Here is a 16,624-nt window from a genome sequence, read left to right as displayed (position 1 = left end):
CCTACATGCACTTCAAGAAATTCGCCGCCGTTACCCTGCTGCTCTGCGCCCTGCCAGCGGTCAGCCAGGCCCGCGACACGGCGGTGTACCTGCCATTCGACAAAGCCGTCGCCGAAGCCACCCGCTCCGGCAAGATCGATGGCAGCGTGAAATTCTATCTGGCCGGCAACACCCCGGCCGGCAAAGTCACCGTGGTCAGCCCCGACGCCGTGACCAACAAGAAAACCAACGCTTTCAACAAATCCGATGAAGTCGCCTGCGAGTGGGTCGCCCAATCGGCAATCATCAGCCTGCACCAGGCCGCGAAAAACGCCGGCGCCAACGCCGTGACCAACATCGTCAGCTTCTACAAGCGCAACGAACGCAAGGACGCGCAAACCTACGAATGCCACGCCGGCGCGATCATGGCGGGCGTTGCGCTGAAGGGTGATCTGGCGAAGGTTCAATAAACGCCGGAAACGACAAAGGGCGCCGTTTGGCGCCCTTTTTTTTGCGGTGATTGAACAGCATCTACACTCGCTGATGCAGGTCGCAGCACCATAACCTGCCCTCGCAGTTCTCTTTCACCGTCAAAGGAGATGACCATGCAAGTGAAAGCCCTGATCGCCGCTGCGCTTATCGCCCTGCTGCCCAGTGCCAGCCATGCCACCAACCTCATGTACATGCCTTTCGAAACCGTGCTGTCGGACGCCATTCGCGCCGGTCGGCTGGATGGCAGTGTGAAGTTCTACCTGATCGGCAACGGGCCGCAGGGCACTCAGCAGTTGCTGCGCCAAGGGGTGGTCAGTGATTTGAAAACCAACGGCTTCAACAAGAGCGATCAGGCTTCGTGTGAATGGGTGTTGCAGTCGAATCTGATCAAATTGCAGGCTGATGCCAAGCGGGTCGGGGCGAATGCGGTGGTCAATATCGTCAGCTACTACGACCAGCGTGTACGTAAGGATTTGAATACCTACGAGTGCCGGGCAGGAGTTTTTGTTACCCGGGTGGCTTTGAAGGGGGATTTGGTGCGGTTGCCCTGAAATCTGTGATGTTTGGGCCGACGCCTTCGCGAGCAGGCTCGCTCCCACCTTGGAATGCGTTTCCCTGTGGGAGCGAGCCTGCTCGCGAAAGCGCCAGCCGCCTTCACACCGTCAGCGGTTCAACCTTGCGCGTAAGCAGTTCGACAAACGCCTTGGCCATCGGCGATTTCTGGTCTTTGCGCTGCACCAGCCACACCGCTGAGATCGCTTCGGGATCGAGCAGCGGACGGTAGACCACGCCGTCGATGCGCATGCGTTGGTAGGACGCTGGCAGCACCGATACACCCAAGCCCGCCGCCACCAGACCAATAATGGTCATCGCCTCACCAGCCTCTTGAGCGAAGTGCGGGCTGAAGCCGGCGTCACGGGCCAGGTTTAGCAGTTGCGCATAGAGCCCGCTGCCATAGCTGCGCGGGAAAAACACGAAGGGCTCCAGCGCCAGCGCCGATAGAAACAGACCTTCATCGCTACTTTGGGCCAGTGGATGCTTGGAACTGAGCACCGCCACCAATGGCTCGCGCATCAACTCCACAACACTCAGTGAATCTGGCAATCCCAGCGGGCGCATGATGCCGACTTCGATCGACTCGTCCACCAGAGCATCGGCGACCATGGTGCTGCTCATTTCGCGCAGGTTCAGATGCACCGCCGGAAAGCGCTGACGAAAAGAAAAAATCGCCTGCGGAATCGTCGAATTGAACGGCGCCGACGAGGTGAAGCCAATCTTCAATTCACCCAGCTCGCCAAGTTGCGCACGGCGGGCGACATCCGCTGCCTTGTCGACTTGTGCCAGCACCAGCCGCGCCTCCTGCAGAAACAGGCGACCGGCCTCGCTCAACTCGACCCGACGATTGGTGCGCTCGAACAAGCGCGCGCCGAGCTGTTGCTCCAGCGCCTGAATCTGTTGGCTCAGTGGTGGCTGGGAGATGCCCAGCACCTGTGCGGCCCGGCCGAAATGCAGTTCTTCGGCGACTGCGATGAAGTAACGCAGATGACGCAGTTCCATAGGATTTCCATTAGGTCGCTGAAGCTATCAAACAGGTCGAACAATATATTGGATAGAAACATTAGCCAGCTATATGATTTTTTCATTGCCTGCCCGGCTGTGCTTTCCGAGGTCTGAAGTGAAAACTGCTGTCGCGCCCCTTGCCCACGAAATCCCGCCCGCAGCCGACGACGATGCCCTCGCCGAGCTGCAGGAGATCTACATCGAAAAAGGCACGCCGGCGTTCATGCGCACGGTGCTGGCGCTTTTCTGTGGCGGCTTTGCGACGTTCGCGCTGCTCTATTGCGTGCAACCGATGATGCCGCTGCTGTCCCACGAATACGGGATCAACGCGGCGCAGAGCAGTCTGATCCTCTCGGTGGCAACCGGCATGTTGGCCTTCGGCCTGCTGATCACCGGGCCGATCTCCGACCGCATCGGCCGTAAACCGGTGATGGTCGCGGCATTGTTCGCTGCCGCGCTATGCACCATCGCCAGTTCGATGATGCCGAGCTGGCACGGAGTGCTGATCATGCGCGCATTGATCGGCCTGTCATTGAGCGGTCTGGCAGCGGTGGCGATGACCTATCTGAGCGAAGAAATCCATCCTCAACACATCGGCCTGGCGATGGGTTTATACATCGGCGGCAACGCGATCGGCGGGATGAGCGGACGCTTGATAACTGGCGTGCTGATCGACTTCGTCAGCTGGCACACGGCGATGCTGGTGATCGGCGGTCTGGCGCTGGTCGCGGCGGCGGTGTTCTGGAAGATCCTCCCGGAGTCGCGCAACTTCCGCGCCCGCTCACTGCACCCGCGCAGCCTGCTCGACGGCTTCACCATGCACTTTCGCGACGCCGGCCTGCCGCTGCTGTTTCTTGAAGCGTTCGTGCTGATGGGCGCGTTTGTCACGCTGTTCAACTACATCGGCTACCGCTTGCTGGCTGCGCCGTACAACCTCGATCAGGTATTTGTCGGATTGCTCTCGGTGGTCTACCTGTCGGGGATCTACAGCTCGGCGAAGATCGGTTCGCTGGCGGACAAACTGGGGCGGCGCAAAGTGCTCTGGGCGACGATTGCGCTGATGTTCGCCGGGCTCGCGCTGACGATGTTCACGCCGCTGTTGCTGGTCATCATCGGCATGCTGGTGTTCACCTTCGGCTTCTTCGCTGCGCACTCGGTGGCGAGCAGCTGGATCGGCCGGCGCGCGTTGACCGCCAAGGGTCAGGCGTCGTCGCTGTATCTGTTCAGTTATTACGCCGGGTCGAGCATTGCCGGGACTGCGGGCGGGGTGTTCTGGCATCTGGGCGGGTGGAACGGCATCGGCCTGTTTATTGGTGCGTTGTTGCTGATTGCCCTGCTGGTGGCGTTGAAGCTGGCGAAGTTGCCGCCGTTGCAGGGTGTCAAAGCCTGACATAAAACCCTGTGGGAGCGAGCCTGCTCGCGAATGCACTGTGTCAGGCAACATCAGTGTTGAATGACACACCGCTTTCGCGAGCAGGCTCGCTCCCACAGTTGATTTGGGTACGACATTAGATCGTGCAAAAGAAAACGCCCGGCATTGGCCGGGCGTTTTTTATTGGGCGCTGATCACTCGTGATACTGCGCTGACAGCTCATGCACCGCACGCAGGAACGCGCCGGCATGTTCCGGATCAACTTCCGGGGTGATGCCATGACCAAGGTTGAACACGTGGCCGCTGCCCTTGCCATAACTGGCCAGAATGCGCCCGACTTCAGTGCGGATCGCTTCCGGTTTGGCGTAGAGCACGGTCGGGTCCATGTTGCCTTGCAGCGCGACCTTGTCGCCGACACGGGCACGGGCGTTGCCGATGTCGCAGGTCCAGTCCAGGCCGAGGGCGTCGGCGCCGGCTTCGGCGATGCTTTCCAGCCACAGGCCGCCGTTCTTGGTGAACAGAATCACCGGCACTTTGCGTCCGTCGTTCTCGCGGATCAGGCCGCTGACGATTTTCTTCATGTAAGCCAGGGAGAATTCCTGATACGCCGCCGCCGACAGGTTGCCGCCCCAGGTATCGAAGATCTGCACCGCTTGCGCACCGGCCATGATCTGGCCGTTGAGGTACGAAGTCACCGACTGCGCCAATTTGTCGAGCAGCAGGTGCATGGCTTGCGGGTTGTCGTAGAGCATCGCCTTGGTCTTGCGGAAGTCTTTCGAGGAGCCGCCTTCAACCATGTAAGTCGCGAGGGTCCACGGACTGCCGGAGAAACCGATCAACGGCACGCGACCGTTGAGTTCGCGACGGATGGTGCTGACCGCATCCATCACGTAGCCGAGGTCTTTGTGCGGATCCGGGATCGGCAGGGCTTCGATATCGGCCAGGGTACTGACGACTTTCTTGAAGCGCGGACCTTCACCGGTCTCGAAGTACAGGCCCTGGCCCATGGCATCGGGAATGGTGAGGATGTCGGAAAACAGGATCGCCGCGTCCAGTTGCGGGTAGCGGTCGAGCGGTTGCAGGGTGACTTCGCAGGCGAATTGCGGATTCATGCACAGGCTCATGAAGTCGCCGGCATGCGCGCGGCTGGCGCGGTACTCCGGCAGGTAGCGACCGGCCTGGCGCATCATCCACACAGGGGTGACGTCAACGGGTTGCTTGAGCAGGGCGCGGAGGAAACGGTCGTTCTTCAGGGCAGTCATGTCGGCATCCGGAAAAAAAGTGCGGGCATTTTCTCAGAGCGCGAGGCAAAAGGCACGGATGTGGGTCAGCCTTTTGTCTATCGGGTCAATTTGTCGCGCTGGAATGCTGACTTTGCAACACCACAAAACACTGTGGGAGCTGGCTTGCCAGCGATGCAGACAACTCGGTTTGTCAGGTAAACCAAGGAGATGCTATCGCTGGCAAGCCAGCTCCCACAGGTATCGCATTGCAGTTTCGAGCGGCGTTTACACACCCAGGTAATCGAGGATCCCTTCAGCCGCATTGCGCCCCTCGAAGATCGCCGTCACCACCAGGTCGGAACCGCGCACCATGTCGCCACCGGCGAAGATTTTCGGGTTGCTGGTCTGGTGCTTGTACTGACCTTGCTCAGGCGCAACAACGCGGCCCTGGCTGTCGGTCTGGATCTCGAACTGTTCGAACCACGGCGCCGGGCTCGGGCGGAAGCCGAAGGCGATGACCACGGCATCGGCCGGGATGATCTCTTCGGAACCCGGGATCGGCTCGGGGCTGCGACGGCCACGGGCATCCGGTTCGCCGAGACGGGTCTCGACCACCTTCACGCCTTCGACCTTGTCTTCACCGACGATGGCGATCGGCTGGCGGTTGTAGAGGAATTTCACGCCTTCTTCCTTGGCGTTCTTCACCTCTTTGCGCGAGCCGGGCATGTTCGCTTCGTCACGACGATAGGCACAGGTCACCGACTTGGCGCCCTGACGGATGGACGTGCGGTTGCAGTCCATCGCCGTGTCGCCGCCGCCGAGTACCACGACCTTCTTGCCTTTCATGTCGACGAAATCTTCCGGCGACTTTTCAAAGCCCAGGTTGCGGTTGACGTTGGCGATGAGGAAATCCAGCGCGTCATAAACGCCCGGCAGATCCTCCCCGGCAAAACCGCCCTTCATGTAGGTGTAGGTGCCCATGCCCATGAACACCGCGTCGTATTCGGCGAGCAGTTGTTCCATGGTCACGTCTTTACCGACTTCGGTGTTGAGACGGAACTCGATGCCCATGCCGGTGAAGACTTCGCGACGATTGCTCAGCACGGTCTTTTCCAGCTTGAACTCGGGGATGCCGAAGGTCAGCAGGCCACCGATTTCCGGGTTCTTGTCGAACACCACGGGGGTTACGCCGCCACGCACCAGTACGTCGGCACAACCCAGACCCGCCGGGCCTGCGCCGATGATCGCCACGCGTTTGCCGGTCGGTTTGACCTTGGACATGTCCGGGCGCCAGCCCATGGCGAACGCGGTGTCGGTGATGTACTTCTCGACCGAACCGATGGTCACCGCGCCGAAGCCGTCGTTGAGGGTGCAGGCACCCTCGCACAGACGATCCTGCGGGCACACCCGGCCGCAGACTTCCGGCAGGGTATTGGTCTGGTGCGACAACTCGGCGGCCTGGAGGATGTTGCCCTCGGCGACCAATTTGAGCCAGTTGGGAATGAAGTTGTGCACCGGGCACTTCCATTCGCAATACGGGTTGCCGCAACCCAGGCAGCGGTGGGCCTGATCGGCCGACTGCTGGGGTTTGAACGGTTCGTAGATTTCAACGAACTCTTTCTTGCGTTGACGCAACAGTTTCTTCTTCGGATCCTTGCGCCCGACATCGATGAACTGGAAGTCGTTATTCAGACGTTCAGCCATTGTTAAAACCTCATCAAACTCTTCAGGCGCATATCACTGCGGGTTGGCACGAGTGCTGGAAAGCAGGGTTTTCAAGCTGGCAGCCTTGGGCTTGACCAACCAGAAACGCCGCAAGTAATCGTCGAGGTTCTCGGCGAGTTCACGACCCCACTCGCTGTCGGTTTCGGCGACGTACTCGTTCAGCACGTTCTGCAGGTGGCTGCGATAGGCTTCCATCGCCTCGCCGCTGATCCGCTGGATTTCCACCAGTTCGTGATTGACCCGGTCAACGAAGGTGTTGTCCTGATCGAGCACGTAGGCGAAACCACCGGTCATGCCAGAACCGAAGTTGTAACCGGTCTTGCCCAGCACGCAGACGAAACCACCGGTCATGTACTCGCAACAGTGATCGCCAGTGCCTTCCACGACGGTGTGGGCACCGGAGTTACGCACGGCGAAACGCTCGCCTGCGGTGCCGGCGGCGAACAACTTGCCGCCAGTGGCGCCGTACAGGCAGGTGTTGCCGATGATGGCGCTTTCCTGAGTTTTATAGACGCTGCCCTTCGGCGGCACGATGACCAGCTTACCGCCGGTCATGCCTTTGCCGACGTAGTCGTTGGCGTCGCCTTCCAGGTACATGTTCAGACCGCCGGCGTTCCACACACCGAAGCTCTGACCTGCCGTGCCCTTGAAGCGGAAGGTGATCGGCGCTTTCGCCATCCCCTGGTTGCCATGCTTGCGCGCGATTTCGCCGGAGATCCGCGCGCCGATCGAACGGTCGCAGTTGCAGATATCCAGCTCGAACTCGGCACCGCTGAGGTCGTTGATCGCCGACGAGGCCAGCTCGACCATCTTCTCCGCCAGCAGACCTTTATCGAACGGCGGGTTGCGCTCGACGCCGCAGAACTGCGGTTTGTCCGCCGGGATGTGATCGCTGCCCAGCAGCGGGGTCAGGTCCAGGTGATGTTGCTTGGCGGTCTGGCCTTCGAGGATTTCCAGCAGATCAGTGCGACCGATCAGCTCTTCGAGGGAGCGCACACCAAGCTTGGCCAGCCACTCACGGGTTTCTTCGGCGACGTAGGTGAAGAAATTCACCACCATGTCGACGGTGCCGATGTAGTGATCCTTGCGCAGCTTCTCGTTCTGCGTCGCGACGCCAGTGGCGCAGTTGTTCAGGTGGCAGATGCGCAGGTATTTGCAGCCCAGTGCGATCATCGGCGCGGTACCGAAGCCGAAGCTCTCGGCGCCGAGGATTGCCGCTTTGATCACGTCGAGGCCGGTTTTCAGGCCGCCGTCGGTCTGCACCCGGACTTTGCCGCGCAGGTCGTTGCCGCGCAGGGTCTGGTGAGTTTCAGCCAGGCCGAGCTCCCATGGTGCGCCCGCGTATTTGATCGAAGTCAGCGGCGAAGCACCGGTACCGCCGTCGTAACCGGAAATGGTGATCAGGTCGGCATAGGCCTTGGCCACACCGGCGGCGATGGTGCCGACGCCCGCTTCAGCTACGAGTTTCACCGAAACCAGCGCCTGCGGGTTGACCTGCTTGAGGTCAAAGATCAGTTGCGACAAGTCTTCGATCGAGTAGATATCGTGGTGCGGCGGTGGCGAAATCAGGGTCACGCCCGGCACTGCGTAACGCAGTTTGGCGATCAGCCCGTTGACCTTGCCGCCCGGCAGTTGCCCGCCCTCGCCCGGCTTGGCGCCTTGGGCGACCTTGATCTGCAGCACTTCGGCATTGACCAGGTATTCCGGGGTTACACCGAAACGGCCAGTCGCGACCTGCTTGATTTTCGAACTCTTGATGGTGCCGTAACGCGCCGGATCTTCACCACCTTCGCCGGAGTTGGAACGCGCGCCGAGGCGGTTCATGGCTTCGGCCAGGGCTTCGTGAGCTTCCGGCGACAGTGCGCCCAGCGAGATGCCGGCGGAATCGAATCGCTTGAGCACCGACTCCAGCGGCTCGACTTCACTGATGTCCAGCGGCGTGTCGAGGGTCTTGACCTTGAACAGGTCGCGAATCATCGACACCGGACGGTTGTCCACCAGTGAGGTGTATTCCTTGAACTTGGCGTAGTCGCCCTGCTGCACAGCGGCTTGCAGGGTGTTGACCACGTCCGGGTTGTAGGCGTGATATTCGCCACCGTGGACGAACTTCAGCAGACCGCCCTGCTGGATCGGCTTGCGCGGGCTCCAGGCTTCGACGGCGAGGGCTTTCTGCTCGGCTTCGATGTCGACGAAACGCGCACCCTTGATCCGGCTTGGCACACCACGGAAGCTCAGCTCGCAGACTTCTTCGGACAGGCCGATGGCCTCAAACAGCTGCGCACCACGATACGAAGCGATGGTCGAGATACCCATCTTCGACAGGATCTTGAGCAGGCCTTTAGTGATGCCTTTGCGGTAGTTCTTGAACACCTCATAGAGGTCGCCCAGTACTTCACCGGTACGGATCAGGTCGCCCAGCACTTCGTAGGCCAGGAACGGATACACCGCCGAGGCGCCGAAACCGATCAGCACGGCGAAGTGATGCGGGTCACGGGCGGTCGCGGTTTCAACGAGGATGTTGGAATCGCAACGCAGGCCTTTTTCGGTCAGACGGTGGTGCACTGCACCGGTCGCCAGCGAAGCGTGGATCGGCAGCTTGCCCGGGGCGATATGACGGTCGCTGAGGACGATCTGGGTACGCCCGGCGCGCACGGCTTCTTCAGCCTGATCGGCAACGTTGCGGATCGCCGCTTCGAGGCCAAGGCTTTCGTCGTAGTTGAGGTCGATGATCGCCCGTTCGAAACCCGGACGGTCGAGGTTCATCAGCGAGCGCCACTTGGCCGGAGAGATCACTGGCGAGCTGAGGATCACGCGCGAGGCGTGTTCCGGCGACTCCTGGAAAATGTTGCGCTCGGCACCGAGGCAGATTTCCAGCGACATCACGATCGCTTCACGCAGCGGGTCGATCGGCGGGTTGGTGACCTGCGCGAACTGCTGGCGGAAATAGTCGTACGGCGTGCGCACACGCTGGGACAGCACAGCCATCGGCGTGTCGTCGCCCATCGAGCCCACGGCTTCGTAACCTTGCTCGCCAAGCGGGCGCAGCACCTGATCACGCTCTTCGAACGTGACCTGATACATCTTCATGTACTGCTTGAGCTGGTCGACGTCGTAGAAAGCCGAACCGTGGTCGTTGTCTTCCATGGTCGCCTGAATGCGCAGGGCATTCTTGCGCAGCCATTGCTTGTACGGATGACGGGATTTCAGACGGTTGTCGATCGCATCGGTGTCGAGGATCTGCCCGGTTTCGGTATCCACGGCGAAAATCTGGCCCGGGCCGACGCGACCCTTGGCGAGCACGTCTTCAGGCTGGTAGTTCCACACGCCGATTTCCGAGGCGAGGGTGATGAAACCATTCTTGGTGGTGACCCAGCGCGCCGGACGCAGACCGTTACGGTCGAGCAGGCACACCGCGTAGCGACCATCGGTCATCACCACGCCGGCCGGGCCGTCCCACGGTTCCATGTGCATCGAGTTGTACTCGTAGAACGCACGCAGATCCGGGTCCATGGTTTCGACGTTCTGCCACGCTGGCGGAATGATCATCCGCACGCCACGGAACAGGTCGATGCCACCGGTGACCATCAGTTCGAGCATGTTGTCCATGCTCGATGAGTCGGAACCGACACGGTTGACCAGCGGGCCGAGCTCTTCCAGATCCATCAGATCATTGGTGAACTTGGTCCGCCGGGCCTGCGCCCAGTTGCGGTTACCGGTGATGGTGTTGATTTCGCCGTTGTGGGCGAGAAAGCGGAACGGCTGCGCCAGCGGCCATTTCGGCAGGGTGTTGGTGGAGAAACGCTGGTGGAACACGCAGATCGCGGTTTGCAGGCGCTCGTCACTCAGGTCGGGATAGAACGCGGCCAGGTCGGCCGGCATCATCAGGCCTTTATAGATGATGGTCTTGTGCGAAAAGCTGCAGATGTAGTGGTCGGTGTCAGCGGCGTTGGCCACCGACGAACGGCGACGGGCGCTGAACAGCTTCACCGCCATGTCCTGATCGCTCAGGCCTTCGCCGCCGATGTAGACCTGCTCGATCTGCGGCAGGCGCTCAAGGGCCAGGCGGCCGAGGACGCTGGTGTCGATCGGCACTTTGCGCCAGCCGATCAGTTGCAGGCCTTCGGCGAGGATCTCGCGGTTCATGTTCTCGCGAGCGGCTTCGGCCTTGGCCGGATTCTGATTGAAGAACACCATGCCCACTGCATATTGCTTGGGCATTTCGACACCGAAGCTCTCCTGGGCAATGGCTCGCAGGAAGGCGTCGGGTTTTTGAATCAGCAGACCGCAACCGTCACCGGTCTTGCCGTCGGCATTAATCCCACCGCGGTGGGTCATGCAGGTCAGGGCCTCGATGGCCGTTTGCAAAAGGGTATGACTGGGCTCGCCCTGCATATGAGCTATCAGGCCGAAACCGCAGTTATCCTTGAATTCATCTGGTTGGTACAGACCTGCTTTCATAGACACTTTCTCACCAGGCTGCCTCTACTCGAGGCAAATTTCTTTTCAATTCAACCACTTGCGTTCCGCGCCGAACGTACGCCGGCTTAGCGGGGGCAAAAGGGTGGTCATTGTACACAGCGACACAGAGGCTCACAAATTTGACGACGAACTGTCGCAAATTCATGTCGCATTTGTGAAAGGTTTAAAGCGATCTGCTGTGCTAGTCAAAACTTTTTTAATTTTGACCGCAACGACTCAAAGACTACTGTGACGCAGACACCACAAGGCACGCGGCCCTTTCAGGCGGCGCGCACTCGTGGAGATTTTGAGGTGCCGGGAGAGGCGGCCTGGGTAAGGCCGCCGAATCTTCAGCGAGTTGTTGCCAGTTCCTGTTGGACGCTGGCGACAGTGCGAGGCCAAGGTTTACCAGCCTGAACCTTCGCTGGCAAGGCCTTGATGGCAGAAACGGCCGCATCACGATTGGCAAAGTTGCCGTAGGTGATCACGTAAAGCGGCTTGCCGTTGAGGACTTTCTTGAAATAACGGTACTCGCCGCCCTGCTCCTTGACGAAGTTCTGCGCGGCGGTCTCCGAGCTGGTGCCGAGGATCTGCACGACATAGTTGCTGGTCGGCTGACCGGCGTACCAGCTGCCACCGGCAGCCTTGGCCACGGTAACGGGCTTGTCGGCAGGCTTGGCCGGAGCAGGAGCCGGTTTCGCAGCTGGCGCCGGGGTGGCCGGAGCAGGCTTGGCTGTGGCGATCTGCGTCGGTGCCGGGGTTGGCGCCGGTTTGGCGGCAGGAGTCGGAGCCGGTGTCGGCGCGGGACCGGCCGGAACGCCCGCAGGCGGTGCAGAGGTGGTTACGGTCGGCGGCGTATCGCTGGAGCCTTCCAGTGGCACGCCGTCGTCGCCTTCGGTAATGCCACCGGCGGCCTCGGCCAGCGGGCCACGCATGACCGGCTGCGAGTTGCCGACCAATGGCAGCGGCATCGGCTGGGTGTTGCCGGCGAATTCGACGGACGGGTTGGCGCCGTTCGCTGCGCCCTGACCCAATGGCAGTTGCGCCTGTTCGTTGGCCGGAGCACCGGTGGTCGGTGCCTTGCTGCGACCCGGCATCAGCCAGGCGGCGGCAACCGCGACCACAACGACGGCGGAAATCGCCAATACGTGTTTCTTCGGCATGTTGAACCCCATACTTGGACGCTTGACCGCAGAGCGGCTGGCAATCATGACTTCGATCAGTGCATCGCGAGCGACCTGGTTGATGTTGCCCGGCCAGCCCTTGGAGCTTTCGTGAATATCAGAGATCTGATCTGCGGTGAAAAGTTCGACACCCCGGCCCGCGCCTTCCAGCCGCTGGTCGAGATATTCGCGGGTCTCTTCTTCGGTGTACGGCTGCAATTCGATGACGTGGAAACGCTCTTCTTCGAGCTGCAACGCCTCAAGCTGAGCGATCAGCGACGACTCGCCGAACAGGAACACATGCGGACGACCTTCCGGCGTGCCGGCGCCGAGCGCCATCAATGCTTCCAGCGCGGACTCGTCGAGCTGCTCGGCATCGTCCACCAGCAGATAGACTTCCTGCCCGGTCAGCCCCAGTTGCACCACCTGCTCGAGAATCGCGCCGACTTCGGCCTGCGCGACATCCAGCGCCTGCGCCACCTGGCGCAGCACGCCGGCCGCATCACCGGCGCCACGGGCGGAAACCACCACGCTCTGCACCGATTGCTTATTGGTGCTGGCCACCAGCGCCTGCCGCAGCAGGGTCTTGCCGCTGCCTTGCGGGCCGGTGACCACCAGCAGCAACTGGCTGTAACGCGCCAGGTGATGCAGTTGACCCAGCACCGGTTTGCGCTGGGCCGGGAAGAATTTGAAGCCCGGCACCCGTGGCGCGAACGGGTCGTGACTTAACTGGAAATGGCCGAGAAACGCCTCGTCGGCATGCAAACTAGTCATCGGAATCGTTTTAACCTTTAAGCTGAGCCAGGGCGCGGTAATCCGCTCCCAGCGTGGCCTGTAGAACCTCTTTCGGATAATCGTCGGTCACTACCGCTTCGCCCATCCGGCGCAGCAGCACCAGGCGCAGACGACCGTCGATCACTTTTTTATCAATTGCCATGTGTTGGAGAAAATCGGCTTCGCTCATCTCTTCAGGCGGAATGACCGGCAGGCCGGCCCGCTGGAACAGACGAATGCCGCGGTCACGCTCCTGCTCGCTGATCCAGCCCAGGCGCGCGGACATTTCCAGCGCCATCACCGTGCCCGCCGCGACCGCCTCGCCATGCAGCCAGACACCATAGCCCATGTGGGTTTCGATGGCGTGGCCGAAGGTGTGGCCGAGGTTGAGCGTAGCGCGGACGCCGGTTTCCTTTTCATCGGCGCCGACCACCGCAGCCTTGGCCGCGCAGGAACGCTCGATCGCATAGGTCAGCGCGGTTTGATCCAGCGCGCGCAGAGCGTCGACGTTTTCTTCCAGCCAGGTCAGGAACGGCTCGTCGCAGATCAGGCCGTACTTGATGACTTCCGCCAGGCCCGCCGACAACTCGCGCTCCGGCAGGGTTTTCAGCGATGCGGTATCGATGAGCACCACGTTCGGCTGATAGAACGCGCCGACCATGTTCTTGCCCAGCGGATGGTTGATGCCGGTCTTGCCGCCGACCGAGGAATCGACCTGCGACAACAGCGTGGTAGGAATCTGGATGAAATCGACACCGCGCTGATAACAGGCGGCGGCGAAACCGGCCATGTCGCCGATCACCCCGCCGCCCAAGGCGATCACGGTGGTGCGGCGGTCATGACGGGCGGTCAGCAAACCGTCGAAAATCAGTTGCAGGGTTTCCCAGTTCTTGAAGGCTTCGCCGTCAGGCAACACCACCGAGATAACCGAAAACTGCGCAAGGCTGCGGGTCAGACGTTCGAGATAGAGCGGCGCGACGGTTTCGTTGGAGATGATTGCCACCTGCCGCCCGTGGATATGCGGCGCCAGCAGTTCCGGCTGATCCAACAGACCTTCGCCAATATGAATCGGGTAGCTGCGCTCGCCTAGATCGACCTTGAGTGTCTGCATGTGTCCCCACAGTGAAGATGGAAGCAGGCATCCTGCCCTGAAATTATTGGTGTTCTGCGGCTCGTAGCGGTATGACGCCGCTCGCCCGGCATCCGCCACACCCTCGGCGGGCGCTGACAGGACGCCGAGGATAGCGCATTTCGGGCGATGCTTTAACGGGGTGGCAACTGCGCGAGACGGTCGAGAATGTCGAGCACCACCATGCGTGGCGGCCGCTCGTCGGTTTCCACCACCAGATCGGCAATTTCCCGATAAAGCGGATCCCGGATCTCGAGCAGGTCGCGCAGGGTTTTCGCCGGATCGGCGGTACGCAGCAGCGGCCGATTGCGATCGCGGGAGGTGCGGCCGACCTGCTGCTCGACGGAGGCGTGCAGATACACCACGCGCCCGCCTTCATGCAGGGCCTTGCGATTGGCATCACGCATCACCGCGCCGCCGCCGGTCGCCAGCACCACACCATCGAACGCGCACAGCTCGGCGATCATCGCCTGCTCACGGTCACGAAAGCCGGGCTCGCCTTCCTTGTCGAAGATCCATGGGATATTGGCACCCGTGCGCAGCTCAATTTCCTTGTCGGAATCCTTGAACGGCAGGCGCAGCTCTTTGGCCAGCAATCGGCCGATGGTGCTTTTGCCAGCACCCATCGGTCCTACAAGTATCAAATTTCGCACAGAATCAACGACTCACAGCAATCGCCTGGTTATTCATGATACGCGGAGTGAGAAATACCAGCAGCTCGGATTTTTTCTCCGAAACCACATCACGCCGGAAAAGGCGGCCAAGATACGGCACATCGCCAAGAAATGGCACCTTATCTACGACCTTGCTCTGAGTATTTGAAAAAACACCGCCGATTACGATGGTCTCGCCGTCATTTACCAGCACTTTGGCGTTGACCTCGTTTTTCTTGATCGGCGGCACATCCTGCACTTTGTTCAGGTAATCGGGCTCATCCTTGGTGACCTTGACCTCCATGATGATGCGGTTGTCCGGGGTGATCTGCGGGGTGACTTCCAGTGACAGCGAAGCCTCCTTGAACGACACCGAGGTAGCGCCGCTGGAGCTGGCCTCCTGATAGGGAATCTCGGTGCCTTTGAGGATCTTCGCGGTTTCCTTGTCCGAGGTGACCACCTTCGGCTGCGAGACGATTTCGCCATTGCCGGTTTTTTCCATCGCCGTCAGTTCGAGATCCAGCAGTACGTTGTCGGTGATGAAAGCAATGCCGATCCCCGAAGTGTTATTGACCGTGCCCATGTCGACGAACGGCGAGTTGGTGCCGGTGCTGCCCGGCGTACCGATAGTGCTCGACGAACCGTTGACCCCGGAGGCGTTCCAGTTGCCCTTGTTCTGCACCGAACCGCCCCAGCGCACGCCCAGGCTCTTGTCGTAATCGACGTTGGCCTCAACGATGCGCGCCTCGATCATCACCTGGCGCACCGGAATATCCAGCTGGGCGACGATCCGCCGGAGTTCGTCGAGGCGATCCTGGGTCTGGTAGGCAATGATGTTGTTGGTTCGCTCATCGACGGTAATCGAACCGCGCTCGTCGACCTTGGCCTCGGCGCTGGTCACCGACTGGAACAGCTTGGCGATGTCCGCTGCCTTGGCGTAATTGACTTGCAGCAGCTCACGACGCAGGGGCGCCAACTCGGCGATCTGCTTCTGCGATTCCAGTTCCTGACGCTCGCGAGCGGCAATTTCATCGGCCGGCGCGACCAGCAGCACGTTGCCGATCTTGCGCTTGTCCAGCCCCTTGGTTTTCAGCACCAGATCCAGTGCCTGATCCCACGGCACGTTCTGCAGGCGCAAAGTGATACCGCCCTGCACCGTATCGCTCGCCACCAGATTGAGATTGGTGAAGTCCGCGATCAGTTGCAGTACCGAACGCACGTCGATGTCCTGAAAATTCAGCGAGAGCTTGTCGCCGACATAGGCCTGACGGTCGGCGTTGCGCTTTTGCAGGTCGTCGATGCTCATCGGCCGAACGCTCACGGTGAGCTTGTTGTCGGTCTGGAATGTGGAATAGTCGAAGGTGCCGCTGGGCTCGACACTGATCACCGTACGATCGCCGGTGAGCGCTGCGTTGACGAACTGCACCGGGGTGGCGAAGTCCTTGACGTCGAGGCGCACGCGCAGTTTTTCCGGCAGTTGCGTACGGGCGAAGCTGAGGATGATCTTGCCGTCGTGCTCCTGGATATCCGGGGCGATGGTCGGATCAGAGAGATCGATGACCACATTGCCCTCGCCCTCGGTGCCGCGCTGGAAATCGACGCCGCGAATCGCCCTGCTGCGTTGCGCGGCTGGTCTGGCAGGTGCCGCAGCGGCCGTGGCGGCCGTGGCGGCACGCGGTGCAACGGCAGCCGGGCGCGGCGCAGTCGCGGAAGCGCCCTGACCGACCACCACAAACAGATTATTGCCCTCGACCCGCGTGCTGTAAGGCGCCAACTGCGTCAGGCTGACAATCAGCCGCGTGCGATCCTTGGCTTCGGCCACCGTGGCCGTGCGCGCGTTGCCGCTGCCCAGATCAAGATTCTTGTTGGCCATCTGGCTGGTCACGCCCGGCAGATCCAGTGCAATGCGTGCCGGCGACTCGGTTGTGTAGCCCTTGGGCTGTGGTGGCGGGCCGTCGAACGACAGCTTCAGTTCGACGCGGTCACCCGGCAGCGCGGCAACATCCAGCGCTTTCAGACTGGCCGCCATTACCATCGGTGACACCAGCGCTATCCATAGCGAAAAACCGAGGGTGGAGAAAATCCTGTTCATTATT

11 protein-coding genes are annotated in these 16,624 nt (G+C 60.9%); 3 read left to right on the top strand and 8 right to left on the bottom strand.

Going from position 1 to position 16,624, the window contains the following annotated elements; all coding sequences use genetic code 11:
- Positions 1-5 precede the first annotated feature (5 nt).
- Positions 6-449 carry a hypothetical protein gene (locus tag NF676_RS02765; protein WP_041477580.1) on the top strand — a complete coding sequence of 148 codons (444 nt, stop codon included), beginning with the start codon at positions 6-8 and terminating at the stop codon, positions 447-449.
- A 135-nt stretch (positions 450-584) separates the two neighbouring features.
- On the top strand, positions 585-1,022 hold the full coding sequence (locus NF676_RS02760; protein ID WP_252887195.1) for a DUF4471 domain-containing protein: 438 nt from the start codon (positions 585-587) through the stop codon (positions 1,020-1,022).
- A 103-nt stretch (positions 1,023-1,125) separates the two neighbouring features.
- Here NF676_RS02760 and NF676_RS02755 read toward each other — a convergent pair whose 3' ends face one another.
- Entirely contained in the window at positions 1,126-2,028 is a 903-nt protein-coding gene (locus tag NF676_RS02755; RefSeq protein WP_056787362.1) for a LysR family transcriptional regulator, read from the bottom strand.
- A gap of 118 nt (positions 2,029-2,146) precedes the next feature.
- Between NF676_RS02755 and NF676_RS02750 the strand changes: the two genes are divergently transcribed.
- Positions 2,147-3,421: an MFS transporter gene (locus tag NF676_RS02750; RefSeq protein ID WP_056787358.1), complete on the top strand. Its 1,275-nt coding sequence runs from the start codon at positions 2,147-2,149 to the stop codon at positions 3,419-3,421.
- A 176-nt stretch (positions 3,422-3,597) separates the two neighbouring features.
- Here the strand turns inward: NF676_RS02750 and hemE are convergent, their stop codons facing one another.
- From hemE to NF676_RS02715, 7 genes are all read right to left on the bottom strand, one after another.
- A complete protein-coding gene (hemE, locus tag NF676_RS02745) occupies positions 3,598-4,665 on the bottom strand; it encodes a uroporphyrinogen decarboxylase (protein ID WP_076565240.1) in 1,068 nt (355 codons plus the stop codon).
- A gap of 246 nt (positions 4,666-4,911) precedes the next feature.
- Complete coding sequence (locus tag NF676_RS02740; RefSeq protein WP_007909438.1) at positions 4,912-6,330, bottom strand: FAD-dependent oxidoreductase; 1,419 nt, start codon at positions 6,328-6,330, stop codon at positions 4,912-4,914.
- 33 nt (positions 6,331-6,363) lie between these two features.
- Entirely contained in the window at positions 6,364-10,809 is a 4,446-nt protein-coding gene (gltB, locus tag NF676_RS02735; protein WP_252887194.1) for a glutamate synthase large subunit, read from the bottom strand.
- 350 nt (positions 10,810-11,159) lie between these two features.
- Positions 11,160-12,746: an AAA family ATPase gene (locus NF676_RS02730; RefSeq protein WP_252887193.1), complete on the bottom strand. Its 1,587-nt coding sequence runs from the start codon at positions 12,744-12,746 to the stop codon at positions 11,160-11,162.
- Positions 12,747-12,756: 10 nt separating this feature from the next.
- Positions 12,757-13,857, bottom strand: a complete 1,101-nt coding sequence (aroB, locus tag NF676_RS02725) for a 3-dehydroquinate synthase (RefSeq protein WP_073471604.1) — start codon at positions 13,855-13,857, stop codon at positions 12,757-12,759.
- Positions 13,858-14,009: 152 nt separating this feature from the next.
- Complete coding sequence (gene aroK / locus NF676_RS02720; RefSeq protein WP_024011270.1) at positions 14,010-14,528, bottom strand: shikimate kinase AroK; 519 nt, start codon at positions 14,526-14,528, stop codon at positions 14,010-14,012.
- Between the two features lie 4 nt (positions 14,529-14,532).
- A complete protein-coding gene (locus NF676_RS02715; RefSeq protein WP_056787342.1) occupies positions 14,533-16,620 on the bottom strand; it encodes a type IV pilus secretin PilQ in 2,088 nt (695 codons plus the stop codon).
- Between the last annotated feature and the right edge of the window lie 4 nt (positions 16,621-16,624).

Origin of the sequence: Pseudomonas siliginis, from assembly GCF_024072275.1 — a bacterium.
Lineage (GTDB): Bacteria > Pseudomonadota > Gammaproteobacteria > Pseudomonadales > Pseudomonadaceae > Aquipseudomonas > Aquipseudomonas siliginis.
The sequence above is the reverse complement of the archived record's forward strand: the minus strand, read 5'-3'. Positions and strand labels throughout refer to the sequence as shown.

Bases quoted from the DNA above. Each gene is read 5' to 3' on its own strand.
- NF676_RS02755 (WP_056787362.1), bottom strand. From the start codon at position 2,028: ATGGAACTGCGTCATCTGCGTTACTTCATCGCAGTCGCCGAAGAACTG.
- NF676_RS02765 (WP_041477580.1), top strand. From the start codon at position 6: ATGCACTTCAAGAAATTCGCCGCCGTTACCCTGCTGCTCTGCGCCCTG.
- NF676_RS02715 (WP_056787342.1), bottom strand. From the start codon at position 16,620: ATGAACAGGATTTTCTCCACCCTCGGTTTTTCGCTATGGATAGCGCTG.
- hemE (WP_076565240.1), bottom strand. From the start codon at position 4,665: ATGACTGCCCTGAAGAACGACCGTTTCCTCCGCGCCCTGCTCAAGCAA.
- aroB (WP_073471604.1), bottom strand. From the start codon at position 13,857: ATGCAGACACTCAAGGTCGATCTAGGCGAGCGCAGCTACCCGATTCAT.
- NF676_RS02730 (WP_252887193.1), bottom strand. From the start codon at position 12,746: ATGACTAGTTTGCATGCCGACGAGGCGTTTCTCGGCCATTTCCAGTTA.
- NF676_RS02740 (WP_007909438.1), bottom strand. From the start codon at position 6,330: ATGGCTGAACGTCTGAATAACGACTTCCAGTTCATCGATGTCGGGCGC.
- NF676_RS02760 (WP_252887195.1), top strand. From the start codon at position 585: ATGCAAGTGAAAGCCCTGATCGCCGCTGCGCTTATCGCCCTGCTGCCC.
- gltB (WP_252887194.1), bottom strand. From the start codon at position 10,809: ATGAAAGCAGGTCTGTACCAACCAGATGAATTCAAGGATAACTGCGGT.